Source organism: Streptococcus sp. 27098_8_73, from assembly GCF_041432495.1.
Lineage (GTDB): Bacteria > Bacillota > Bacilli > Lactobacillales > Streptococcaceae > Streptococcus.
In genome coordinates, this window is record NZ_JAPVZT010000002.1 from 203,696 (window position 1) to 226,463 (window position 22,768).

Consider the following 22,768-nt stretch of genomic DNA (forward strand, 5'->3'; position numbering starts at 1 on the left):
AATGATCGATCATTTTGGGATTAAAGTAAAGAATTTGGAAGCCAGCAAGTTATTTTATCAGAAAACCTTAGCTCCTTTGGGGTATAAAATAGCCTTTGATATTTCTCAGGCAGTGAGTTTTGCAGAGCCAAGAAACGCTGATCCGACAGGTGATTTTTGGTTAAATGTTGGTCAACAAGAGCCTGAGCATTTTGCCTTTAGTGCTCAGAATGAAGAGGAAGTGGAAGCCTTCTATCAAGCAGCTTTGGCAGCTGGTGGCAAGGACAATGGTGCTCCAGGTGAGCGCAGTCAGTATCATCCAGGTTATTACGCTGCCTACATCATTGACCCAGATGGAAATAATGTCGAAGTAGTCTGCCACAAAGAATAAAAATAGAAAAGAGAAAAAACGTGTCGAAGAAAAATGTAACAATTATTGATGTAAAAAATCATGTTGGTGAAGAAGTAACGATTGGTGCTTGGGTGGCCAACAAGTCAGGAAAAGGGAAAATTGCTTTCTTGCAGTTGCGTGATGGTTCTGCCTTTTTCCAAGGTGTAGCCTTTAAACCTAACTTCATCGAGAAATTTGGCGAAGAAGTAGGACTTGAAAAGTTTGATACTATCAAACGCTTGAGCCAAGAAACGTCTGTTTATGTGACAGGGATTGTCAAAGAAGATGAGCGTTCAAAATTTGGCTACGAGCTGGACATTACAGATATCGAAATCATCGGTGAGTCAAATGACTATCCAATCACGCCGAAAGAACACGGAACTGACTTCCTCATGGACAACCGTCACTTGTGGCTGCGTTCTCGCAAGCAAGTGGCCATGATGCAAATCCGTAATGCGATTATCTATGCTACTTATGAATTCTTTGACAAGAATGGCTTTATGAAGTTTGACAGTCCAATCTTGTCAGGAAATGCGGCAGAGGACTCAACTGAACTGTTTGAAACTGACTACTTTGGAACTCCAGCTTACTTGAGTCAATCTGGTCAGCTCTACCTTGAAGCGGGGGCTATGGCTCTGGGACGTGTTTATGACTTTGGTCCAGTATTCCGTGCAGAAAAATCAAAAACCCGCCGTCACTTGACAGAGTTCTGGATGATGGATGCGGAGTATAATTTTGTTACTCACGATGAGTCACTCGACTTGCAGGAAGCTTATGTCAAAGCCTTGATTCAAGGTGTATTGGACCGTGCTCCTCAAGCTTTGGAAACATTGGAACGTGATGTAGAACTCCTGAAACGCTATGTTGCTGAGCCGTTCAAGCGTGTTACCTATGATGAAGCGATTGACCTCTTGCAAGCGCATGAAAATGATGAGGATGCTGATTATGAGCATCTGGAACATGGTGATGACTTCGGTTCACCGCATGAAACATGGATTTCAAACCACTTTGGTGTACCAACATTTGTTGTGAACTACCCAGCAGCCATCAAGGCTTTCTACATGAAACCAGTTCCTGGAAATCCAGACCGTGTCCTTTGTGCGGACCTACTGGCACCAGAAGGCTATGGTGAAATCATCGGTGGCTCTATGCGTGAGGAAGACTACGATGCCCTCGTTGCCAAGATGAATGAGCTTGGTATGGATACGACAGAATATGAATTCTACTTGGATCTTCGTAAGTATGGATCTGTTCCACACGGTGGATTTGGTATCGGTATCGAGCGTATGGTAACCTTTGTAGCAGGTACCAAGCATATCCGTGAAGCCATTCCATTCCCACGTATGTTGCACCGTATTAAACCGTAAAACGAATCAAACGCCCATGGGGCGTTTTTTCAACAGTAAACTATGAAATAATCCAAATACAAAATTTTAGAGAAAGAAGAGGTAGGAGTCATGTAAACAGCAGATTAACAAGTGATAAAGGATAGAAATTAAAAAACACTTGTTAAAGGAGAAAAAATGTTTAAAAGAAGTTATCGGAAAAATATCGGCCTGATGGCCGGAGTAGAATTTTTTGCCTTTCTAGGCATTACTAGTTTTTGGATTTTATTTCTAAGTCAAAATGGCATGTCCCTTTGGCAGATTGGCCTTTTGGAAAGTATCTTTCATGCCACTAGTGTCATCTGTGAAATTCCTTCTGGGATGTTGGCGGATCGTTTTTCCTACAAGACCAATCTTTATCTGAGTCGGATAGCTGGGATTGTGTCTTCTGTTCTCATGTTGGCCGGGCAGGGGAACTTTTGGGTTTATGCATTGGCTATGGTGATTAGTGCTTGGTCCTATAATTTTGATTCGGGGACAAGCGTAGCCATGGTCTATGATTCATCTGTGGAGGCCGGACTCAAGGAACGTTACTTATCCATCTCCAGTTTTATGTCGGGGGTGGCTGAAGCGACTCGGTCTTTGGGAACGGTCTGGGCTGGATTTTTTGTCCATGGACAATTGCATCTGACCTACTATATCATGATTGGCACCTCTATCGTCGTTCTTTTCTTGACCTGGATGCTGAAAGAGCCAAGTGTCAAAGCAGAGAAAGCAGAACGCCTGACTATGAAAAAGATTATCTGGGCAGTCAAAGAGGAGTTGCAGAGAAATCCCAGCCTTTTTATCTGGATGATTCTTTCTCAAATCATCGGAACACTGATGTGTATGTTTTATTTTTATTATCAAAATCAATTGCTCGACTTAAAAGATTGGCAGATTTCGGTAGTCATGCTAATTGGCAGTGCTTTGAATATTTTATCGGTCTATCTGGCGAGTATGATTGGAAAGAAGTATTCTGCCTTAAAACTCTTTCCTTCAGTAGTTCTTTTAACTGGAGCAAGCTACCTGCTGTCCTATTTTGGAACGCCAATCATCTATATTTTGATTTATCTAATCAGCAACGCCTTGTATGCTCTTTTCCAGCCGATTTTTGACAATGATTTACAAAAGCAGCTGCCAAGTGAAGTACGGGCGACCATGCTCAGTGTTTATTCTATGATGTTCAGCCTGAGCATGATTGTCATTTTCCCTCTGACTGGCTGGCTGATTGATAATCTTGGCTTCGACTCGACTTTTATAGTTTTAGGTGGCTTCTTACTAGCTGTAACGCCATTTTTGCATATGGGTCTAAAGAAAATAAGCCAGAACTTACAAGAAGTCTAATATCAATGTTCTCTTTCTGCTGGTCAGAAGGAGAATATTTTTTTCCCTTTGAAAATTATGATAAAATAGAAACAGTTTAATGGAGAAGTAGGCAGTATGAAAGATTTATTGAGATATTTCAAAGGCTATATCAGGGAGTCTTTGCTGGGGCCTTTGTTCAAGCTTTTGGAAGCTAGTTTTGAACTCTTGGTTCCGCTTTTGATTGCGGGGATTGTGGACGAGACCATTCCTAGACGCGACAGCTCCCATCTCTACTGGATGGTTTTTCTTTTGATGGGCTTGGCTGCGTTGGGAGTGGTGGTAGCAGTCGTAGCCCAATATTATTCGTCAAAGGCAGCTGTGGGCTTTACTCGCCAGATGACAAGTGACCTCTATCAAAAAGTCCTGCGTTTGCCTAAGGCTAGTCGGGATGAGCTGACGACTTCTAGCTTGGTGACCCGGCTGACGAGCGACACCTATCAGATCCAGACGGGCATCAATCAATTTCTTCGTCTCTTTCTGCGGGCGCCCATTATCGTTTTTGGCTCTATCATCATGGCCTTTACTATCAGTCCAGCCATTACCTTATGGTTCTTGCTCATGGTGGCAATTTTAACGGCTATTATTGTCCTCATGTCTCGTCTGATGAATCCTCTCTATGCCCAAATTCGTCAGCTGACTGATCAGCTGGTCAATCTGACGCGTGAGCAGCTACAGGGCATGAGGGTTATACGAGCTTTCGGTCAGACCCAACGCGAGGTTCAGACCTTTCGCAATCGCAACGAGCTCTATAAAACCTGGCAAATCAGGACGGGAGCTCTGGCTAGTCTGATTAGCCCTCTGACCTTTCTTACGGTCAATGCTACTCTGATTGCTGTGATTTGGCAGGGAAATGCTTTTATTGGCAAAGGGTTGCTGACCCAAGGGATGCTAGTGGCCTTGGTTAATTATTTATTGCAAATTTTGGTGGAATTGCTCAAGCTGGCTATGCTGGTCAATTCTCTCAATCAAAGCTATATCAGTGCAGGGCGCATCAATCAGGTCTTCGAGCAAGCAGAAGAAGATGTCCTGCAGGAATTAGTGCAGGAAACAGCTCTGCCAAATCAAGCCATTAAAGTCCAGCAGGTTAGTTTTTCTTATCCAAATGCAGCTAGTCCAGCCTTGACTGGTCTGACTTTTGATTTGAAAAACGGCCAGACTTTAGGTGTTATCGGCGGGACAGGTTCAGGGAAGTCTACTCTGGTTCAGCTGCTGGCTCATCTCTATCCTGTGGCTGCTGGTCAGTTGACCATCTTTTCCCAAGGACGCAGTCCTAAAAATCTGAGCGAATGGAGGTCCTGGATTAGTCTGGTGCCTCAGAACGCGGAGCTTTTCCAAGGAACCGTCCGTTCCAATCTGACTTTAGGATTGTCAAACAAGCCAACAGACGCAGACTTGTGGCAGGCTCTAGAGATTGCTCAGGCAGCAGGCTTTGTCTCTCAGAAGGAAGGTGGCTTGGATGCGACTGTAGAGGTCTTTGGACGGAATTTTTCTGGAGGTCAGCGTCAGCGTTTAACCATTGCCAGAGCTGTCTTGCGGAGGGCGCCTTTCTTGATTTTAGATGATGCAACCTCGGCTCTGGACTATCTGACAGAGGCTAGACTCCTGCAGGCTATTAAGAAAGAATTGACAGAGACCAGTCTGGTCTTAATCTCTCAGCGAACCAATAGCTTGCGCTCGGCGGATCAAATTTTGGTCCTGGATAAGGGAGAACAGGTGGCTCTTGGTCGCCATGAGGAACTCTTAGTCAGCTCTGCCATTTACCGAGAAATTCATCACTCACAGCATAGTCAAGGAGAGGAGGGCAAGCATGAAGCATAAGAAATCATCTAGCAGCTTGAGGCGTTTGACTCGAGATTTGCTGCAGGCGCGCTGGCTCTTTCTCCTAGCTAGTCTGGGAACGGTGGCTCAAGTGGCTCTGACTGTTCTTCTCCCAGTTTTAATCGGGAATGCGGTTGATAGTGTTCTTCTTCCTCAAGCGGAGCAACATTTGATGCCGATTTTGGGCCAGATGTTGCTGGTTATCTTAGCCAATACGCTGATTCAGTGGATCAATCCCTTGCTCTATAATCAGCTGGTCTATCGTTATAGCCAGCAGCTCCGACAAGGTGTCATCAAGAAAGTTCACTATCTGCCTTTGGCCTATCTGGATCGGCAGGGAACCGGTGACTTGGTTAGTCGGGTGACGACGGACTTGGAGCAGCTCAGCAATGGCCTACTGATGGTTTTTAATCAGTTTTTTGTGGGTTTGCTGACAATTTTAGTGACTATCATTAGCATGGCCAGATTGGACTTTTTCCTCTTGCTTTTAGTTTTGCTTTTGACGCCCCTTTCTCTCTTCTTAGCTCGCTTTATTGCAAAAAAGAGTTTTAGCTTTTTCCAACGGCAGACGCAGGCTAGAGGGGCACAGACCCAGTTGATTGAGGAAAGTCTGACCCAGGAAAGTCTGATACAGGTTTTTAATGCTCAGGAGCAGTTTGACTCAGCTTTTACTCGCAGTAATCAAACTTATGCAGACTATTCTCAGGCGGCCATTTTCTATTCTTCGACGGTCAATCCTTCGACTCGTTTTATCAATGCCCTGATCTATGCTTTGATTGTGGGCTTTGGGGCTGTCCGAATCATTCAGGGAACAGGCTTTACGGTTGGACAGCTGGTAACCTTTCTCAACTATGTCAACCAGTACACCAAGCCTTTCAATGATATATCGTCAGTCATGTCAGAATTGCAGAGCGCTTTAGCTTGTGCGGAGCGAATTTACAGCGTTTTGGACCAAGAAGAAATAGCGGAATCTGGTCAGGAAATCCTCCAGTCTGAAGATGTCAAAGGACAGATTAGCTTTGAGCATGTGGCTTTTGGCTATGAGCCTGGCAAAGAGCTGATTCAGGATTTGAATATAAGGATTCCAGCAGCTAGCAAGGTCGCCATTGTCGGGCCGACTGGTGCTGGCAAGTCAACCCTGATCAATCTCCTCATGCGCTTTTACAATGTAGACAGTGGTCTTATTTCGCTAGACGGTATTCCCATCACGCATTACACCAGAGCTTCTTATCGTCAGCAGTTCGGTATGGTACTGCAAGAGACTTGGCTTAAGACGGCGACCATTCATGACAACATAGCTTTTGGCCGGTCAGACGCTAGCCGAGAAGAGGTCATTGCAGCTGCCAAGGCGGCCAATGCTCATTTCTTTATTCAGCAACTGCCTCAGGGGTATGATACCTATCTGGCGGATGCCGGGGCCTCCCTTTCTCAAGGTCAGCGGCAGCTCTTAACCATTGCGCGCGTCTTCCTGGCTGTTCCTAAAATCCTAATCTTGGACGAAGCGACTTCCTCAATCGATACCCGGACAGAAGTCTTGATTCAGGAGGCTTTTAGCAAGCTCATGGTGGGGCGTACTAGTTTTATTATCGCCCACCGCCTGTCTACTATTCAAAATGCTGACATCATCCTCGTCATGGTAGACGGTGATATCGTCGAACATGGGAATCATCAGGAGCTCATGGCAGCCAGAGGTATTTATTACCAAATGCAGACGGCGCAGGAGTAGAAGGGGAGCTTTATTAAAGCTCACAGATTGATACTAAATAAAACTAAAAGAGTTGGAATTTCCAACTCTTTTTGCTTATAGTTCAACTTCCTCCAACCCAGCCTCCGTCAGTCGGTAAATCTTCTGGCAGACTTCTTTGAGAAAGATGCGGTCGTGGGAGACAGCTATGATGGCGCCAGGATAGGTCGCCAAAAGCTGGCGAACCTGAGGCTGAGAGGTGGGAGAGAAGTTGCGGGTTGGTTCGTCCAGAAGGAGGACATTGGGACGGTCTAGGACTAGTTTGAGCAGGAGGAGCTTGGCTTTTTGACCGCCGGAAAGCTGGCCAATCGGGTGGCGAGCCTCGTCGCGCGTGAACTGGAGACTGGCTAGATGGGTCAGGATTTTCTCTTCAAGGGACTTGTCGCCAGAGGGAGCCAGAAAGTCCAAAGGACTGATCTCATCAGTCAGCAAGTCTCCATAATGTTGGGGCATGTAGCCTACTCGCATGTCTGTCCGCTCACGCAGAATCTTCCATATTCCCTTAAGTAGAGTAGATTTCCCTGCCCCGTTAGCACCAATCAGTCCGATTTTTTCCTGACCGCAGACCTCCAGAGTCAGGTTTTCCGCTAACTGTCGTCCGTCTGTTTCCAGTTTCATTCCTTCTAATTTTAGGATTCTTTTGGTCAATGGCAGAGCTTCTATGTCTGAGAAGTGAAGGCTGATGGCGTCTTCCTGTGTCGGGATTTCGGTCATTTCAGCACCTGCCTTTTCAAATCGTTTGCCCTGCGAGAGGACGTTTTTCATCTTCTTGGCTAGTAGTCGGCCTTGGACATCATTTTTGGTATTTCTCAAGGCATTCTCAACATTTTGCTTAACCTGTCGGTGTTTTTCCATGGTCTTAGCATGTTCTTCCCGCTCTTTCCGTGCCAATTGACCTTGTTTTTCAAAAGCCTCCTGACGCTGATGGCGGTAATTTTCATAGTCCAGACTTTTGACGCTGGTTCTAGCCTCTTGTTTCTTTTTGATTCGCTCCAGATGAACAATCTTGGTCGCAGCTTGAGCGAGAAAGTGCTCGTCGTGAGAGACGAAAAGGACCGTTCTCTGGCTGTGGCTGATAAAGTTCTCCAGCCAAGTCAGAGTTTCGATATCAAGGTCATTAGAGGGCTCGTCAAGAAAGAGAATATCCCAATCACTGGCTAGTTTCTTGATGAGCTGAACTTTAAGCTTTTCTCCTCCAGATAGGCTAGAGAGCTGCTGCTGACTGGCAAAACGCTGGCTGTCAAAGTTGAGCTCTCCAGCATAGCGGTAGAGCTTGGCATAGTCCAGTTCTGTCTCAAAATCAGCAAAGAAATAGTCATTGAGCGTCAGTTGGGCATCCTCTGAAGGCAGCTGCTGGGGCAGGTAGACAGCAGCAGTATAGGACTTATCAATCTGCCCGCTGTAGCTGACATAGGAGCTGACCAGTCGCTCGTCTAGCAGGAGCTTGAGCAGGGTGGACTTGCCATTGCCCTCCTCGCCGATAATAGCGACCTTGTCTCCTTGGTTGACAGTCAGTGACAAATCTTTGACTAGTTCCTTCAGGTCTTTTAAGTGGGTAATGGTTAGATTTCTTATTTGCAGCATAGATATCTCCTTTATTTTTTAAAACAAAATACAGCCCTGCTTTATTTAGCAGAGCTGTTGAGATTGCACAAATAAGACACAGAAGTGTCCAAATAAGGGCATTCGTTTGTAGGCTTTCATCTTGCACTGTCATAGGAGTGTCAGGATTAATCTAAAGATAAGGCATAGATGCTTGAAAGCACAAAAAAACGAAAGTCCCGCGGATATGCAGAAACATGACAAAATCTACTAAATAAAGTTTCCTTTAAAAAATAGACTTAATTTTTCATGTCTCCGTATACCTCCGAAATCATTCTACCCTTAGTCTAGCAAAAAGGGCAGCATAAGTCAATAAAAATCCTGAAAGATTACTTCCAGGATTCGTCATGTTTATACATTAAGCACCTTGTCCAAGAAATCCTTGAGACGTGGATGCTGAGGGTTATCGAAGATTTGATCTGGTTTGCCGTCTTCTAGGAATTCACCGTCAGCAGTGAAGATGACGCGATTAGCAACCTGACGGGCAAAGCCCATTTCGTGAGTCACGATCAGCATGGTCATACCTTGCTGAGCTAGATCCTTCATAACGTTGAGAACGTCGCCGACCATTTCAGGGTCAAGGGCAGAAGTCGGTTCGTCAAAGAGCATAATGTCCGGGTTCATAGCCAATCCTCGAGCGATGGCCACCCGCTGTTTTTGTCCTCCTGACAAACTGTCTGGTTTGGCATCAGCCTTGTCTGCCAGCCCAACCTTCTCCAAGAGCTCCATACCAAGCTTGTCTGCATCAGCTTGTCTCATTCGCTTGTGCTCAACAGGAGCGAAGGTGATATTTTGCAAGACAGTCATGTGTGGGAAGAGGTTGAAGTGCTGGAAGACCATCCCAATATCTTCACGAACATGGTCCACATTGGTAGCCTTGTCTGTCAAATCATAACCGTTGACAGTAATGGTTCCACTGGTCACTTCTTCAAGCAGGTTTAGGCTGCGTAGGAAAGTTGATTTACCTGATCCAGAAGGACCGATGATACAAACAACATCTCCCTCATAAAACTTCGCACTAATCCCTTTTAGGACTTCATTTTCCCCATAGTATTTATGTAAATCATTAACATCAATTTTTAATTTAGCCATTAGTGAATCCTCTTTTCTAAGCGTTTAGCCAATCTTGTTAAGAGTGTGATGATGACCAAGTAAAGAACTGCTAGGATAGCATACATCTTGAAGCTCTGATAGTTACGGGCAATGATGATTTTACCTGTTTGGAAGAGCTCAACAAGTCCGATAGCTGATACGATAGTTGTATCCTTGAGAGCGATGACGAACTGGTTGACAAAGTTTGGTAGCATGATCTTGGTTGCTTGAGGCAGGATAATCTTGCGCATGGTCTTTCCATACGAGATACCTAGACTTCGGCTAGCTTCCATCTGTCCGACTGGAACGGCTTGAATCCCTCCGCGAACAATCTCAGCGATATATGCACCAGCATTGAGGGATAGAGCAATTGTTCCTGCAACGAAGTCGTTAATTGGACTTTGCTGACCAGTCATAGATTCAATGAGGTTTGGAATTCCCCAGAAGATGAAGGCAGCCAGAATCATAAGTGGAATACCACGAATAACGTCAACAAAAATTTCTGAAATAATGCGAAGCGCTTTGATAGGGCTGACGCTAAACATTCCAAAGATAATCCCGATCACCATGGCAATGGCAAAGGAGATCAGTGCTAAAGCAATGGTAATTCCAAGTCCGCTCAAAAGTTGTTTGTAGTTGTTTTGGAGAAGTCCCCAGATAGTTGTTTCATCAACGGTTGTGGAATTATCCTTCTCAGCTGAGAGATATTTATCAAGAATTTCTTGATATTTACCATTGGCTTTCAGATTAGCCAGACCGTTATTGAACATCTCGATAAGCTCAGGGTTAGTGCCTGCTTTTACTGCAAAAGCAACTTCACCACTAGGGGTTCCTTCGATTGGCGTTTTCATTTTCTTGCCTTGGTTGATAGCATATTTTACTACGGGCTCATCGTCCATAATGGCAGCGACAGAGCCAGAATTCAGACTATCATACATAGAAGAACCGTCTGAAAAAGTTTTGATTTTATAGCCGTATTTGCTTTGATTTTCGACGAGGAAGGTTTGAGAGGCTGTACCGTTCTTGACTCCGACGGTCTTTCCTTTCAAGTCTTCATAGGAGCTAATAGTGCTTGATTCTGTCACCGCAAGGATAGAGTTAGCAGTGTAGTATGGTTCAGAGAAATTAAAGGTTTCTTTGCGGGCCTCTGTCACGGACATCCCAGCAATCATCCCGTCAGCCTGTCCAGATTGAACGGCATTGATGGCAGCGTCAAAGCCAGGGTTAGAAATTTCAAGTGTAAAACCTTGGTCTTCGGCAATGGCTTTGATCAAGTCCATGTCAATACCAGTGTATTGGTTGCTATCATTTTGGAAAACGAAAGGAGCAAAGGATGAGTCGCTGGCAATCGTATATTTAGCTTTGACTGGAGTGGCTTTTTGTCCAGACTTGGTTGTGGTCTCTGGTACTGCTGAATTTGTTGAAGTTTTGGAAGCAGCAGTCCACTTGTTGATGATGTCCTTCAAGGTGCCATCTTTTTTCATCTGAGCCAAGGCTTCGTTAAACTCAGTGACTAGGTATTCGTATTTGCTGCCTTTTTTAACACCAAATGCGAAGCTACCAACAGCCTCACCCTTCATTGAGATTTTCAAATCTTGTCCTTGGCTGATTGCATACTCGATAACAGGTTGGTCATCCATAGCTGCGTCAACTGCTCCGGCTGTTAGGCTGTTATACATGAGGTCGCCTGTATCAAACGTTTTGATAGTAAAACCGTACTTGTCCTTAATTTTTTCAAGGAAACGTTGCGCGGCAGTACCGTTTTTGACACCGACTGTTTTTCCTTTGAGTTGATCGTAAGACTTTATTGTATTCGCCTTGGTCGTTGCAATGACAACTTTTGTGTCATAATATGTGTCAGACATGGTAAAGACTTTTTCGCGTTCAGCAGTCTTGGTCATACCAGCCATAATGGCGTCGGCCTGTCCTGCTTGAACGGCATTAACAGCCGCATCAAAGCCGGGGAAGGACATTTCATATTCCCAGCCTTTGATGTCAGCTACTTTATTGATAATATCAACATCAATTCCTTTATAGGTTTGATCGGAATCTTTAAATTCAAATGGGGCATAAGCCGTGTCAGATACGATTTTGATGGTATCTGCATGAGTGGTTGTCCCTAGTCCAAAGATAGGGAATAACGCTAGCAGAAAAGCTATGATCTTTTTCTTCATATTTTCTCTCCTTTAGTTGAATATTTTTTGATTATATCAGAAAAATTTAAGAAAGGCAAATATTTTCTATTTTGATGTTATATTTTCTGACATAACGATGAATATTACCTATTATACTATTATGATAAAATATGTTATAATAAATAAATGATGAAAGGAGATTTCTATGTTTAAATCACGCATGTTAGATAATGTGAAGCTGTCGCGCTACATTCCTCCTATTTGGTTAGCAATTCTGATCTCCATTGGCTTTATCCACGTAGGAGAAATCTTTGCAGGGATCATCATTGGAACTGTGCTTGCCATGGTAAATCCGATAGCTGACCGGGCTACACTTATGGAAGTGTTCGGGCATTATTATATCTTTTTTCAGCTGGGTAGTTTTTTCTTTATGGCCTTACTTGTTTTTCTGTGGGTCAAGTTTCGAGAAAAGAGAGCTTTCTCCAGCCTGGGTTTCTTTAAGGAAGGATGGCTGAAAGAACTGGGCAGAGGCTTCCTTATTGGAGCCGTTCAGTTTTCACTGGTTGTTGTCTTGCTCTTGGTAACGGGGACAGGCAGTCTGAAATTTGGTCAGGTTAACTTGAAAGATTTTATTTTCGTCCTAGCTATCATTCCTTTCTGGATTCTTCAAGGTGGGACAGAAGAGCTAGTAACGCGTGGTTGGCTCTTTCCAGCCGTTAGCGCTAAGTCAAATATCTTCATTGGTATCTTGATTTCCAGTGCTCTATTTGGGGCTCTGCACCTCTTTAACCCTGGTGTGACCATTCTTTCGATTGTCAATATCATACTAGACGGTATCTTTGCTTGTTTCCTTATGCTCAAGTATGACAATATGTGGGTACTGGCTGGCATGCACGGCGCTTGGAATTTTGTGCAAGGAAATATCTATGGCATTCAGGTCAGTGGCCAAGGAGCATCTACCTCAATCTTGAACTATAGCTCACAATCTTCTGTGGATTTGCTGTCCGGTGGAGCTTTCGGTGCTGAAGGATCTATTTTTTCCAGTATCGTCCTGATTGGCTGCATTGTCTATCTTTACTGGTCGCTCAAGAAGGAAAATCGCCTACCTCAGGCATTGATGTTTAAGAAATAAAGACATCGCTCAGCTTAGCTGGGCGATTTTTGATGCGAATGAATGATTAGAATGCAAGACTAGCCGTTCTTGGAGATGTAGCTACTAAACCAGAGCCAAACCCAGAGAAAATATGTCAAATATGGTAAAATGATAGAAGCACAAGTTGAGGAATAAAAGATGATTAACAGAATTACAGATAATAAATTTGAATTGGTTTCCAAGTACGAGCCTTCAGGAGATCAGCCTCAAGCCATTGAGCAGCTGGTGGACAATATCGAAGGTGGCGAGAAAGCTCAAATTCTCATGGGGGCGACTGGTACTGGTAAGACCTATACCATGAGTCAGGTTATCGCTCAGGTCAACAAGCCGACTCTGGTTATCGCCCATAATAAAACGCTGGCTGGCCAGCTTTATGGCGAGTTTAAGGAGTTTTTCCCCAATAACGCGGTGGAATACTTCGTTTCCTACTATGATTACTACCAGCCTGAGGCCTATGTGCCTTCCAGCGATACTTATATCGAAAAGGATAGCTCGGTCAATGACGAGATTGACAAGCTCCGTCACTCAGCGACATCAGCCCTCTTGGAGCGCAATGATGTGATTGTCGTGGCTTCGGTCTCTTGTATCTATGGTTTAGGATCGCCTAAGGAATACTCTGATAGCGTGGTTAGTCTGCGTCCAGGCCTTGAAATTTCCCGTGACAAGCTGCTCAATGATCTAGTGGATATTCAATTTGAGCGTAATGACATTGACTTTCAGCGTGGGAAATTCCGAGTTCGAGGCGATGTGGTGGAGATTTTCCCAGCTTCTCGGGATGAGCATGCCTTTCGGGTGGAGTTTTTCGGAGACGAGATTGACCGAATTCGTGAAGTTGAAGCCTTGACAGGTCGAGTCTTGGGTGAGGTGGATCATTTGGCCATCTTCCCAGCCACTCACTTCGTGACTAATGAAGACCACATGGAAGTAGCCATTGCCAAAATTCAGGCGGAGCTGGAGGAGCAGCTTGCTACCTTTGAGAAGGAAGGCAAACTGCTGGAAGCTCAGCGCTTGAAGCAACGTACGGAGTATGATATCGAAATGTTGCGCGAGATGGGCTATACAAATGGCGTTGAGAACTATTCCCGCCATATGGATGGTCGGAGCGAAGGAGAGCCGCCTTATACCCTTCTGGACTTTTTCCCTGATGATTTCTTGATTATGATTGATGAGAGTCACATGACCATGGGACAGATTCGGGGTATGTACAATGGGGACCGCTCTCGGAAGGAGATGCTGGTTAATTATGGCTTCCGCTTGCCATCTGCCTTGGACAACCGCCCGCTTCGTCGGGAGGAGTTTGAAAGCCATGTTCACCAGATTGTCTATGTATCGGCTACGCCGGGTGACTATGAGAAAGAGCAGACAGATACGGTTATTGAGCAGATTATCCGGCCGACAGGGCTTCTGGATCCAGAAGTGGAAGTCCGTCCAACCATGGGGCAAATCGATGATCTTTTGGGCGAAATCAATGCTCGTGTCGAAAAGAATGAGCGGACCTTTATCACAACCCTGACCAAGAAGATGGCGGAAGATTTGACGGACTACTTCAAGGAAATGGGGGTCAAGGTCAAGTATATGCACTCAGATATCAAGACCTTGGAGCGAACCGAGATTATCCGAGACCTGCGCTTGGGTGTCTTTGATGTTTTGGTTGGGATTAACCTGCTACGCGAGGGAATCGACGTTCCTGAGGTTAGTCTGGTGGCAATTCTTGATGCAGACAAGGAAGGTTTCCTCCGCAACGAACGTGGTCTTATCCAGACCATCGGACGGGCAGCCCGTAACAGTGAAGGGCATGTGATTATGTATGCGGACACCATGACCCAGTCCATGCAGCGCGCTATTGATGAAACGGCTCGCCGTCGGGCAATCCAGATGGCATATAATGAAGAGCATGGCATTGTACCGCAGACCATCAAGAAAGAAATCCGAGATCTGATCAGTGTGACCAAGGCAGCCCTGCCAGACAAGGAAGAAACTGTCGAAATCGAAAGCCTTAACAAGCAAGAACGCAAGGACATGATCAAGAAACTGGAAGGCCAAATGCAAGAAGCTGCCGGACTTCTGGACTTCGAGCTGGCGGCACAGATTCGCGATATGATTCTGGAAATAAAGGCGATGGATTGAGGGATATCAAGGAGAAAAATAATGGTCATCACTATCAAAACAATGGAAACAGCTGAGGAGATAGAAGGGAAATCCAGAGTTCATTGGCAGACATGGCGAGAAGCTTATGATGAGATTTTGCCTGCGGAATTTCAAGAGCAAATGACCTTAGATAAGTGCCGATTTTATAGTCAAAAGTATCCTGAAAATACCTTGATCGCCTTGGATGATGCTAAAGTGGTCGGTTTTGTTAGCTACGGTGATTTTCGAGATCCAGCTACGATAGCGGGTGAAATTATCGCTTTGTATGTCTTAAAAGATTATTATGGCAAGGGTGTAGGACATCAGCTCATGCAGGCTGCATTTGCTGCCTTGGATAGTTATCCAGAGATTTTATTATGGGTGTTAGAGGATAACAAACGTGCCATCGCTTTCTATGGAAAAATGGGTTTTGTTTTTGACGGCGAGGAAAAGGTCATTGACTTAGGAAAAGCCGTGAAAGAAAAACGGATGATTTACATGAGAAACTCGAGCAGTTAGTCTGAAAATAATAGGTATATTTTTAAGGAGCACACATGCGTTATGCACTTTTACTCCGCGGCATCAATGTTGGCGGAAAAAACAAGGTCGTTATGGCTGATTTGAAGAAAGATTTGGCTGGGTTGGGTTTTGAAAATCCAGTTTCCTACATCAATAGCGGCAATCTTTTCTTTGATAGCGAGGAGCGGGAGGAGAGGATTCGGGAGATCTTGTCGGCTTATTTCAGTCGGTCTTACGATTTTCCGCTGCCTTTTGTCCTTGTCAGCTCTGCCATGCTTGAAAAAGAAATAGCAAATCTGCCTACTTGGTGGCAAGATGAGACAGCCTTTCGGCGCGATGTTCTCTTTTATTTGCCAGAGACAGATAGGGAGAGCGTTCAAGAGCTGGCAGGCAGCTGGGCGAATGACAAGGAGCAACTACATTTTGGGCAGACGGCTTTCTTTTATAGCAATGCTGACCAAGCGGACTATCTCAAGTCCAACTACCATAAGAAACTGCTCAAGTCCAGTTTCTACAAGCAGCTGACCATCCGAAATGGCAAGACTTTCCAAAAGATTGTGGAGTTGGTTGGAAATGAGTAAGCTAAATTTGGAAGATGAGAGGTGAGAAAAAGTGAAGCGCTGGAAGTTTTCTAAAGTTATTTGGCTAGTGCTCTATATCTTGTTGTTTATCTTTGTCTTGCTGCATTTTAGTTTGAGTTCGTTTGGCCTATCCTTTACTCCCCTGCTGTGGAACAATTGGCTTTTTCTTCTGTCAGTGGTCGTATTTTGTCACTTGTGGTTTCTTTTTTTGAAAAAGAGAGAGCTTCGCTGGTTCCATCTCATCTGGGGGATCCTGAGTATACCTCTTGCATTGTTTATATGGTTTGCAATTTTCTTTCATTTCTCTATAGTCAAATCAGAAAATTCTGTCCCAATCAATATGGATTACGGGATAGAGGGGAGAGAAGTTATTTTACGAAAAGGCTATTTATTAGGTGAATATGATGAATACCATGATTTAGTCAATTCCTATATCATGAAAACCAAGGTCAATCGTGTTCGTTATATTGATTGATGCAGGTCTTGTCAATGGAATCTAGTTCCAAAGTCCGTTCAAACAAGCTAGTAGAGGGAGGTATATGGATGTGAATAAAAATAGGAACGAGTGGATGTGGCTAGATAAAGTGAATACATGGCTCAAGCGCCATGGTTTTCTAGCTTGGGTATTGGATTTCTCCGTCCTTATGCTTTTTACAATGATTACGGGCATCCTAGTTTTTCAAATTCCCTTTCTTCCTACATATTTAAAGAGTAATTATGTTTTTCCTTTGTTTATAAATATTCTTGTTTTACTGTACTATGCCTATGGTTCTATCCTACGTGAAAATAGTACAAAGAGGGTCACTTCTTTGAAAGACTTAGTCACACCCCTTCTTTATATCAATCCTCTAGCTCTTTTGTTTCATTACTTTGGAGTGAAGAGCCGCCGTCATAGAACTATTTTGTTACCATTGCTTACTTTGGATCATCGCTATATCTGGTTCCCGATTGCCACTTATATTATTTTCTTTCTGATAGCAGCAGTCATCATGATTGCAAGCAAAGGGAGTAAGAAGAAATAGAAAAGCCGCTTCATGTACTAAAGTGGCTTTTGTTCTTGTTCTGATAAATCTAAGGGCATAAAGGCGGCCATGACACGGCCAATGACCTTGGGTTCTTCTTGATGCGGGATGAATTTGTCGCTGTATTTTTTATTGAGAGAGATGAGGCGAATGCCAGTTGGATCGTTGAAAACTCTTTTCAAAATGGTTTGCCCGTCATAATCAATTGCATAGATAGCGCCTGCAAATTCAAAGTGTGTATTCTTGATGAGTGCTACAGAACCTTGCGGATACTTGGGTTCCAGCGAATCTGTCCGGATCCAGAGGGCAATATCATAGTCAAGCTCTTTGTCTAACCAGACGATGTCAGCTTGTTCAGGCTTATTCAAGAAAGTCTGGTAGCTTTCATAGACCTTGTAAGGAAAATAATCATCTTTTAATCTTTCCTCAGTCGTTTGATTTTCCAGCTCTTTTTTAGCAAAGTCTGTCACAGCTTGCTTGCGGCTTTGGTCTAGAGATTGGAAAATATCCGTGAACTCTAGCGAAAATGGTGTAGGGCTATGAACTGATAAATAGCGAGGATCCAGCTCTTGAACATCCATATCAAAGAAGTCTGCAATTTTTTGCATATTCTCGAGGACAGGCAGGGAATTTCCTTTGATATAGCCAGTAAGAGTGCTGGCTGGGATTCCTGTTCCTCGGGAAAGTTCAATTTGTTTGATTTGCTTTTGCTTCAATAAAGTTTTAATTTTTTTAGAGATGAGTCGCATTGCCTCCTTATCTTGGGGGCTGGCTACACCGCGTCCTCTTGCCATGATATTCACTCCTTTTCTTTCTTCTATTTTAACGAATTAAATCGAAAAAGTAAAGAGCTGAATACGGATATTCAGCTCAAAAGGAGAGGATTAAATTTCGTAGCCCATCAAGAGGCCGCCTTCTTCTGCGTAAAAGCTGCAAAGTCCAGAAGTTGGTAGGAATGAAATGTCGGCAGCTGGGAATTTTTCCTTGATAACTTCTGTAAATTGCTGGCAAAATTTCTCGTTATTGCGGTGAGCAATGATAATGCGGCCACCCTTATATCCAGCTTTCAGAACTTCATTGACAGCAGCAGTCAGAGCCTTTTTAGCGCCTCTAGCCTTTTGAAGAAGTTCCAGAGTACCGGTATCGCTGGCTTCGCCGACCATGCGAATATTGAGGAGGCCGACAACCGCACCGATAAGCTTGCTGAGACGACCGTTTTTGACCAGATTATCTACCTTAGCCAGTACAAAGAGAAGCTTTGTGTTTTTTCGGTAGTGGGTGATGGCTTCCACGACTTGCTCAAAAGAAAGCCCTTCTTTGATGAGGTCGTTCAATTTTTTGACAATCAGATCGACCTCGCCACCAGCCGAAAGGCTATCAATGACATGGATATTTGATGTTGGATGTTCTTCTAAGAAGAGCTTTTTGGCTAGCTGGGCGCTATTGTGGCTACCAGAAAGGGAGCCTGTAATCGTCACGACAAAGATATTTTCAGCTCCTTCAAAGCTTCTGAGGTAGTCATCAGGGCTTGGGCAGGCTGATTTTGAAGCGGTTGAAGTAGCGTACATTTTTTCCATCATGTTATCAATATCGAGATGAGCGTTATCCACAAAAATCTCATTATCAATCTGAATGGTCAGTGGCACACTCTCAAACCTTGTCTGGTTAGCCAAATCAGCAATCTCACGGTAGTCACAGCCAGAATCGGCAACAATTTTCCAAGTCATTTAGTTTCTCCTGCTCTATCAGTTCTCTACATTGACAAAAAACATGTCTTTTCTTACAATTATAACATGAAGATGCTTTGATATAAAGCCTTAATTCTCAGCTGATACAGGAAGAAAGAAATTGTTATGGCGGAAAAGAAAATATCAGAAAAATCCCTTGCAAATTTAAAAACTTATAATCAAGAATCTAATCGAATTACAAAGGAATCCTTGGAAATTTCTCTAATGCAACTGTTAGAGAAGAAAGATTTGAAAAAGATTACCATCTCTGAATTAGTCGAGCGAGCTGGGGTTTCGCGCGCAGCCTTTTATCGTAACTATAGCTCCAAAGAAGAAATTCTAGAGGGAATTTTCAAAAATACGGTTCAGGGAATTGTCGACAAGCTGGAGCAGTTTAATTTCAAGACAGAAATGTACCAGATTTGGCTTTTTCTTTTTAAGGAAGCCAAGAAGGAAGCGCGTGTCATTAGTCTGGCCATTGACTATAATTTTGAAAAGTTGCTGACGCAGGCGGTTTTTGATTTCCTTGAAAAACGCAGCAAAGGTGGGAAGAAGACAGCCAATTCCTATATGAATTCATTCTGGAGTTCTGCGGTTGTCTCCGTACTTTCCAAATGGATCAAAGAAGGCATGAAGGTTCCAGCTGAAAAGATTGCTGCTTTGGGCATGCCACTTTTTCCACAGAAAAAGAAAAAATAAGAGTTCGTATAACTGTTTGGCATCAATACATCAGACTGAAATAATAGATTGTAAAAGCTTACCTAACAAGTAAGTTTTTACTTAGCGCTTCTGAGACCATTTAAGACTTCTCAGCTACCATTTAGGATTTGGGAGTCATTTGCTATGCGACCTGTGCTATGCTAGAGCAAAGGAGGTAGACAAATGGCTACTATCATAATCAAAGACGGCAGCACTCTTCGAAAGCTGGATCTTTCGACAATTTACTATATCCAGTCCCATCCTCAAAAGCCTCACATCGTTCTTATCGTCACTGGACAAGGCGACTACAGCCTTAGGGCTTCTCTGACTGAGCTGGCTAAGCTCTATCCTGATGAGCTGTCTCACTGTAATCGTCAAACACTGGTCAATTTAGCTAAGGTTCAAGGATTTGACAGGGAGCGTAAAAGCTTGTTCTTTGTGCAGTCTGACTTAGGAGATATTGTCTGCTCAAGGCGCCATTTATCCAGTCTCATCAAGCGCTGGTCTCAGGAAGGAAGAAAATAAGATGAAAATTTTTGTATTAGAAGATGATCTTAAGCAACAAGCCTATATGGAGTCAACCATTCAGGGAATTTTGAAAAAGAACGGCTGGGAATGTCAGTTTTTAGAAATCTACGGCAAGCCGGACATGCTGATTGATGCAGTAAGGGAACGGGGGAGTCATCAGATTTTCTTTTTGGATATTGAGATTAAGCAAGAGACGCAGAAGGGACTCGAGGTGGCAGGAAAGATTCGCAAGTTGGATCCCTATGCTCTGATTGTATTTGTGACGACTCACTCAGAATTTATGCCCTTGACTTTTCGTTATCAGGTATCAGCTTTTGACTTTATTGATAAAGGTTTGCCTGAGGAGGATTTTATCAAGCAGATTGAGCAGGACTTGGCCTATCTTTACGAGAGAAAGGACAGTTTTCAAGCAGAGGAAACTTTTCTCTTTGAAAATTCTAAGTCGGATTTTCAGGTGCCTTTTAATGAGATCTATTATTTTGAGACATCAGAAGTGCCTCATAGACTAGTTCTCTATACCAAGAAAGAGCGCATCGAATTTTACGGACAGCTTTCTGAGATTACAAAGCAGGACAAGCGTCTCTATCGCTGCCATCGCTCTTATGTGGTCAATCCAGCGAATATCTCTCAGCTGGATAAGATAGAAAACATAGCCTATTTCCCGAATGGCGCTAGCTGCTATGTATCACGCCTCAAGATGAAAGGATTACGGACAGCTTTAAGGCAGTAGGGAAGTAGGATGATAGAAGTGGGAGAGGAATTATGCCAAGAATAATACAAGTTATTTTACTTGTTTTCGAAATGATAGCTCTGTCTTTCTTATTTTCACGTATCAGTGGAATTAAGTTGACATGGATTAAGTACGTCTTAATACCTTTTGTTTATATATTTTTTAATATTCTACTTTTTATCTTATTTAGTGAAACTTTTTTAACTTACTTAGATCTTCCAGTTTATTTTTTAATTTTTTCTTTATTATTAACTAGACAGAGTTCTATTCCTATAACGTTATCTATCTTTTATGGTCTTTTCCCAGTTGTTCTTTGGAATCTTCTATATCGTATATTAACTTTTTTTGTTATTCCTATTTTCGGTTTGGAATATAACCAACTAATAAACGAAGAACAGCTTATTTTAAATATTACGGCTTTTGTAGCTAGTTTACTATCGTTATGGATCCCAAGTTTACTACATTATAAATTTAAGCGGTTAAGAGAATTTAGATTAAATGAGGCTGATAAACACCTAGTCATTTTCCTTAATATATCCATGATTTTTTATATTGTATTTGTACAATTTTTCTCTTATTTAGAAATAACTCATAATGTGGTTAATTTGCCATATAGAAAATTAATTGTGATAATTTATATTATTCTTTTTCTCAGTTCAGTAAATATCCTAGACCGTAATTTGCGAGAGCGAATTCAACAGCAGTTAAGTGAACAAAGAGAGTTACAATTGAGAAATATGTCCGATTACAGTCAGCATATCGAAGAACTTTATAATGAGTTGCGAAGTTTCCGGCATGATTACATCAATATTTTAAGGAGTCTGAAGTTGGGAATTGATACGCATGATTTACCAGCCATCGAGCAGATTTATAACCAAGTTCTTAAAGACTCAGGTCAAGCACTCAACCAATCTAAATATGATTTAGGTCGCCTGTCCAATATTCACAATGATGCTCTCAAGAGCGTCTTGTCAGCAAAATTTCTAGAAGCTCAGAGCAAGGGAATAGAAATTGGCTTGGAAGTTCCGCAAGAAATCAAACCTCAAGGAATGGAGTTGCTTGATTTTATCACGATTGTTTCCATATTGGCTGATAATGCTATGGAAGCAGCAGTGGAGACTAGTCATCCAGTGGTTTCTTTTGCCTTTTTGGAGCAGGAAAATAGACAGATTTTTATTGTTGAGAATACTATAAAAGAGTTTTCTATCCATTCCGATACTATTTTTAAAAAGGGATTTAGCACTAAAGGAGAAAATAGAGGGCTTGGTCTCTCCAATGTTCAAAATATTATCAGCCACTATCCCAATGTTTCTCTGCGTACCACTAGTCATGATTACTCTTTTAGACAAGAATTGGAGATAAAATGAATTTATTAGATTGCGAATGATTAGATTTGCCACTTGATTTAACTCAATGAGAGTAACAACAACTGTTTATGAGTAAAAAAAGACAATTTAAGGTTTTGAATGCCACACCTGTTTAAAAGTGCTATAATTAATATAGGGTTTAAGAATACGAAGGAAATAAGAGAAATGCCTTGTTTAGAGACAAATATAACTTAAACTCAAACTGTTGTCTGGTTTTTTGTTATTTAATTGTTAGGAGTGACAAGAAATGAAGAAATTATATAGCAATACATATCTAATGCGATTTTTAACTGCCCAGCTTCCTAGTCTGGCTCTATTCATTATAATTTTAAGTAACCAGGTTTTTAAAGCATCGCTTCTAGTCCAGATTTGTTTTTATTTGATACTTGTGAGCAATCTTGTGTTGAATCTTTATTTTATGAACAAAATAAAAAAAGAAAGTAGTTCCGACATCTTATCAAACCAAATTTTCTTTACTATTTTGACTTTGGCTCTGTTTATATTTAGTTCTTACAGACTGATAACGATTAGTGATGACTTTCAAAAATTAATTACTCTGATATCCACTATTTTATTATTTATCTTACTTATTCTACTTATTTGGGGAATAAAATATGCCAAGGTAGCTAGTAGAAAACATAAAACAAATTAAATTTGCTAATTGAACGGAATATCGCTATACTCTCTCTGTCTTACTTTTTCGTAATGTTTTCTAAGAATATTTCTTATAGAATTTTTCCAAGAAGACGATATGGAATATCCTGCCAAGTGCTTTTCTTATATCTACTGGAAGAGGTGGAATGCTTGCTGGTCAATTCTTTC

Annotated in this window: 20 protein-coding genes; 15 read left to right on the forward strand and 5 right to left on the reverse strand. The window is 42.6% G+C overall.

Annotation, left to right across the window (positions count from 1 at the left end):
* Position 1: 1 nt before the first annotated feature.
* The 5 genes from O3651_RS02335 to O3651_RS02355 all read left to right on the forward strand — a co-directional run bounded on the left by O3651_RS02335 (position 2) and on the right by O3651_RS02355 (position 6,646).
* A complete protein-coding gene (locus tag O3651_RS02335; protein ID WP_313963153.1) occupies positions 2-370 on the forward strand; it encodes a VOC family protein in 369 nt (122 codons plus the stop codon).
* A 20-nt stretch (positions 371-390) separates the two neighbouring features.
* Positions 391-1,737: an asparagine--tRNA ligase gene (gene asnS, locus O3651_RS02340; RefSeq protein WP_371609436.1), complete on the forward strand. Its 1,347-nt coding sequence runs from the start codon at positions 391-393 to the stop codon at positions 1,735-1,737.
* A 156-nt stretch (positions 1,738-1,893) separates the two neighbouring features.
* Positions 1,894-3,081: an MFS transporter gene (locus O3651_RS02345; protein WP_371609437.1), complete on the forward strand. Its 1,188-nt coding sequence runs from the start codon at positions 1,894-1,896 to the stop codon at positions 3,079-3,081.
* Positions 3,082-3,177: 96 nt separating this feature from the next.
* Complete coding sequence (locus O3651_RS02350; RefSeq protein WP_371609438.1) at positions 3,178-4,920, forward strand: ABC transporter ATP-binding protein; 1,743 nt, start codon at positions 3,178-3,180, stop codon at positions 4,918-4,920.
* Positions 4,910-6,646 (forward strand): ABC transporter ATP-binding protein, encoded by a 1,737-nt coding sequence (locus O3651_RS02355; protein WP_371609439.1) that lies wholly within the window; start codon positions 4,910-4,912, stop codon positions 6,644-6,646. The genes O3651_RS02350 and O3651_RS02355 overlap by 11 nt, the downstream gene beginning before the upstream one ends.
* 75 nt (positions 6,647-6,721) lie before the next feature.
* Here O3651_RS02355 and O3651_RS02360 read toward each other — a convergent pair whose 3' ends face one another.
* The 3 genes from O3651_RS02360 to O3651_RS02370 form a co-directional block, all read right to left on the reverse strand.
* On the reverse strand, positions 6,722-8,248 hold the full coding sequence (locus O3651_RS02360; protein ID WP_371609440.1) for an ATP-binding cassette domain-containing protein: 1,527 nt from the start codon (positions 8,246-8,248) through the stop codon (positions 6,722-6,724).
* 369 nt (positions 8,249-8,617) lie between these two features.
* On the reverse strand, positions 8,618-9,358 hold the full coding sequence (locus O3651_RS02365; protein WP_223367432.1) for an amino acid ABC transporter ATP-binding protein: 741 nt from the start codon (positions 9,356-9,358) through the stop codon (positions 8,618-8,620).
* Entirely contained in the window at positions 9,358-11,532 is a 2,175-nt protein-coding gene (locus O3651_RS02370) for an ABC transporter substrate-binding protein/permease (RefSeq protein ID WP_371609441.1), read from the reverse strand. The genes O3651_RS02365 and O3651_RS02370 overlap by 1 nt, the downstream gene beginning before the upstream one ends.
* Positions 11,533-11,698: 166 nt before the next feature.
* Between O3651_RS02370 and O3651_RS02375 the strand changes: the two genes are divergently transcribed.
* From O3651_RS02375 to O3651_RS02400, 6 genes are all read left to right on the forward strand, one after another.
* Positions 11,699-12,625, forward strand: coding sequence for a CPBP family intramembrane glutamic endopeptidase (locus O3651_RS02375; protein ID WP_371609442.1), 927 nt, complete (start codon positions 11,699-11,701; stop codon positions 12,623-12,625).
* A gap of 159 nt (positions 12,626-12,784) precedes the next feature.
* Positions 12,785-14,773 carry an excinuclease ABC subunit UvrB gene (gene uvrB, locus O3651_RS02380; RefSeq protein WP_371609443.1) on the forward strand — a complete coding sequence of 663 codons (1,989 nt, stop codon included), beginning with the start codon at positions 12,785-12,787 and terminating at the stop codon, positions 14,771-14,773.
* Between the two features lie 21 nt (positions 14,774-14,794).
* Positions 14,795-15,292, forward strand: coding sequence for an N-acetyltransferase family protein (locus O3651_RS02385; RefSeq protein ID WP_371609444.1), 498 nt, complete (start codon positions 14,795-14,797; stop codon positions 15,290-15,292).
* Between the two features lie 35 nt (positions 15,293-15,327).
* On the forward strand, positions 15,328-15,873 hold the full coding sequence (locus tag O3651_RS02390) for a DUF1697 domain-containing protein (RefSeq protein ID WP_148888498.1): 546 nt from the start codon (positions 15,328-15,330) through the stop codon (positions 15,871-15,873).
* Between the two features lie 340 nt (positions 15,874-16,213).
* A complete protein-coding gene (locus tag O3651_RS02395) occupies positions 16,214-16,348 on the forward strand; it encodes a hypothetical protein (RefSeq protein ID WP_371609445.1) in 135 nt (44 codons plus the stop codon).
* A 64-nt stretch (positions 16,349-16,412) separates the two neighbouring features.
* Entirely contained in the window at positions 16,413-16,895 is a 483-nt protein-coding gene (locus tag O3651_RS02400; RefSeq protein WP_371609446.1) for a hypothetical protein, read from the forward strand.
* A 17-nt stretch (positions 16,896-16,912) separates the two neighbouring features.
* On the opposite strand, the gene O3651_RS02405 is transcribed toward O3651_RS02400, so the two are convergent.
* Both O3651_RS02405 and O3651_RS02410 read right to left on the reverse strand, forming a co-directional pair.
* On the reverse strand, positions 16,913-17,689 hold the full coding sequence (locus O3651_RS02405) for an XRE family transcriptional regulator (protein WP_371609447.1): 777 nt from the start codon (positions 17,687-17,689) through the stop codon (positions 16,913-16,915).
* A 90-nt stretch (positions 17,690-17,779) separates the two neighbouring features.
* Positions 17,780-18,622, reverse strand: a complete 843-nt coding sequence (locus O3651_RS02410; RefSeq protein WP_371609448.1) for a DegV family protein — start codon at positions 18,620-18,622, stop codon at positions 17,780-17,782.
* A 126-nt stretch (positions 18,623-18,748) separates the two neighbouring features.
* Between O3651_RS02410 and O3651_RS02415 the strand changes: the two genes are divergently transcribed.
* The 4 genes from O3651_RS02415 (at position 18,749) to O3651_RS02430 (ending at position 21,946) form a co-directional block, all read left to right on the forward strand.
* A complete protein-coding gene (locus O3651_RS02415) occupies positions 18,749-19,321 on the forward strand; it encodes a TetR/AcrR family transcriptional regulator (protein WP_015605159.1) in 573 nt (190 codons plus the stop codon).
* Between the two features lie 183 nt (positions 19,322-19,504).
* On the forward strand, positions 19,505-19,846 hold the full coding sequence (locus O3651_RS02420) for a LytTR family DNA-binding domain-containing protein (RefSeq protein ID WP_371609449.1): 342 nt from the start codon (positions 19,505-19,507) through the stop codon (positions 19,844-19,846).
* Between the two features lies 1 nt (position 19,847).
* The gene (locus tag O3651_RS02425; RefSeq protein ID WP_125405508.1) at positions 19,848-20,579 is read left to right on the forward strand and encodes a response regulator transcription factor; all 732 of its coding nucleotides are present in this window, start codon (positions 19,848-19,850) and stop codon (positions 20,577-20,579) included.
* Positions 20,580-20,611: 32 nt separating this feature from the next.
* Entirely contained in the window at positions 20,612-21,946 is a 1,335-nt protein-coding gene (locus tag O3651_RS02430; RefSeq protein WP_371609450.1) for a sensor histidine kinase, read from the forward strand.
* The last annotated feature ends 822 nt before the right edge of the window (positions 21,947-22,768 follow it).

Excerpts from the sequence above, each read along its gene's own strand:
- O3651_RS02395 (WP_371609445.1), top strand. The coding sequence starts at position 16,214 with ATGGATTACGGGATAGAGGGGAGAGAAGTTATTTTACGAAAAGGCTAT.
- O3651_RS02345 (WP_371609437.1), top strand. The coding sequence starts at position 1,894 with ATGTTTAAAAGAAGTTATCGGAAAAATATCGGCCTGATGGCCGGAGTA.
- O3651_RS02375 (WP_371609442.1), top strand. The coding sequence starts at position 11,699 with ATGTTTAAATCACGCATGTTAGATAATGTGAAGCTGTCGCGCTACATT.
- O3651_RS02405 (WP_371609447.1), bottom strand. The coding sequence starts at position 17,689 with ATGGCAAGAGGACGCGGTGTAGCCAGCCCCCAAGATAAGGAGGCAATG.
- O3651_RS02430 (WP_371609450.1), top strand. The coding sequence starts at position 20,612 with ATGCCAAGAATAATACAAGTTATTTTACTTGTTTTCGAAATGATAGCT.
- O3651_RS02350 (WP_371609438.1), top strand. The coding sequence starts at position 3,178 with ATGAAAGATTTATTGAGATATTTCAAAGGCTATATCAGGGAGTCTTTG.
- O3651_RS02335 (WP_313963153.1), top strand. The coding sequence starts at position 2 with ATGATCGATCATTTTGGGATTAAAGTAAAGAATTTGGAAGCCAGCAAG.
- O3651_RS02355 (WP_371609439.1), top strand. The coding sequence starts at position 4,910 with ATGAAGCATAAGAAATCATCTAGCAGCTTGAGGCGTTTGACTCGAGAT.
- O3651_RS02385 (WP_371609444.1), top strand. The coding sequence starts at position 14,795 with ATGGTCATCACTATCAAAACAATGGAAACAGCTGAGGAGATAGAAGGG.
- O3651_RS02425 (WP_125405508.1), top strand. The coding sequence starts at position 19,848 with ATGAAAATTTTTGTATTAGAAGATGATCTTAAGCAACAAGCCTATATG.
- O3651_RS02390 (WP_148888498.1), top strand. The coding sequence starts at position 15,328 with ATGCGTTATGCACTTTTACTCCGCGGCATCAATGTTGGCGGAAAAAAC.
- O3651_RS02400 (WP_371609446.1), top strand. The coding sequence starts at position 16,413 with ATGGATGTGAATAAAAATAGGAACGAGTGGATGTGGCTAGATAAAGTG.
- O3651_RS02415 (WP_015605159.1), top strand. The coding sequence starts at position 18,749 with ATGGCGGAAAAGAAAATATCAGAAAAATCCCTTGCAAATTTAAAAACT.
- O3651_RS02365 (WP_223367432.1), bottom strand. The coding sequence starts at position 9,358 with ATGGCTAAATTAAAAATTGATGTTAATGATTTACATAAATACTATGGG.
- O3651_RS02410 (WP_371609448.1), bottom strand. The coding sequence starts at position 18,622 with ATGACTTGGAAAATTGTTGCCGATTCTGGCTGTGACTACCGTGAGATT.
- O3651_RS02360 (WP_371609440.1), bottom strand. The coding sequence starts at position 8,248 with ATGCTGCAAATAAGAAATCTAACCATTACCCACTTAAAAGACCTGAAG.
- O3651_RS02420 (WP_371609449.1), top strand. The coding sequence starts at position 19,505 with ATGGCTACTATCATAATCAAAGACGGCAGCACTCTTCGAAAGCTGGAT.
- O3651_RS02370 (WP_371609441.1), bottom strand. The coding sequence starts at position 11,532 with ATGAAGAAAAAGATCATAGCTTTTCTGCTAGCGTTATTCCCTATCTTT.
- uvrB (WP_371609443.1), top strand. The coding sequence starts at position 12,785 with ATGATTAACAGAATTACAGATAATAAATTTGAATTGGTTTCCAAGTAC.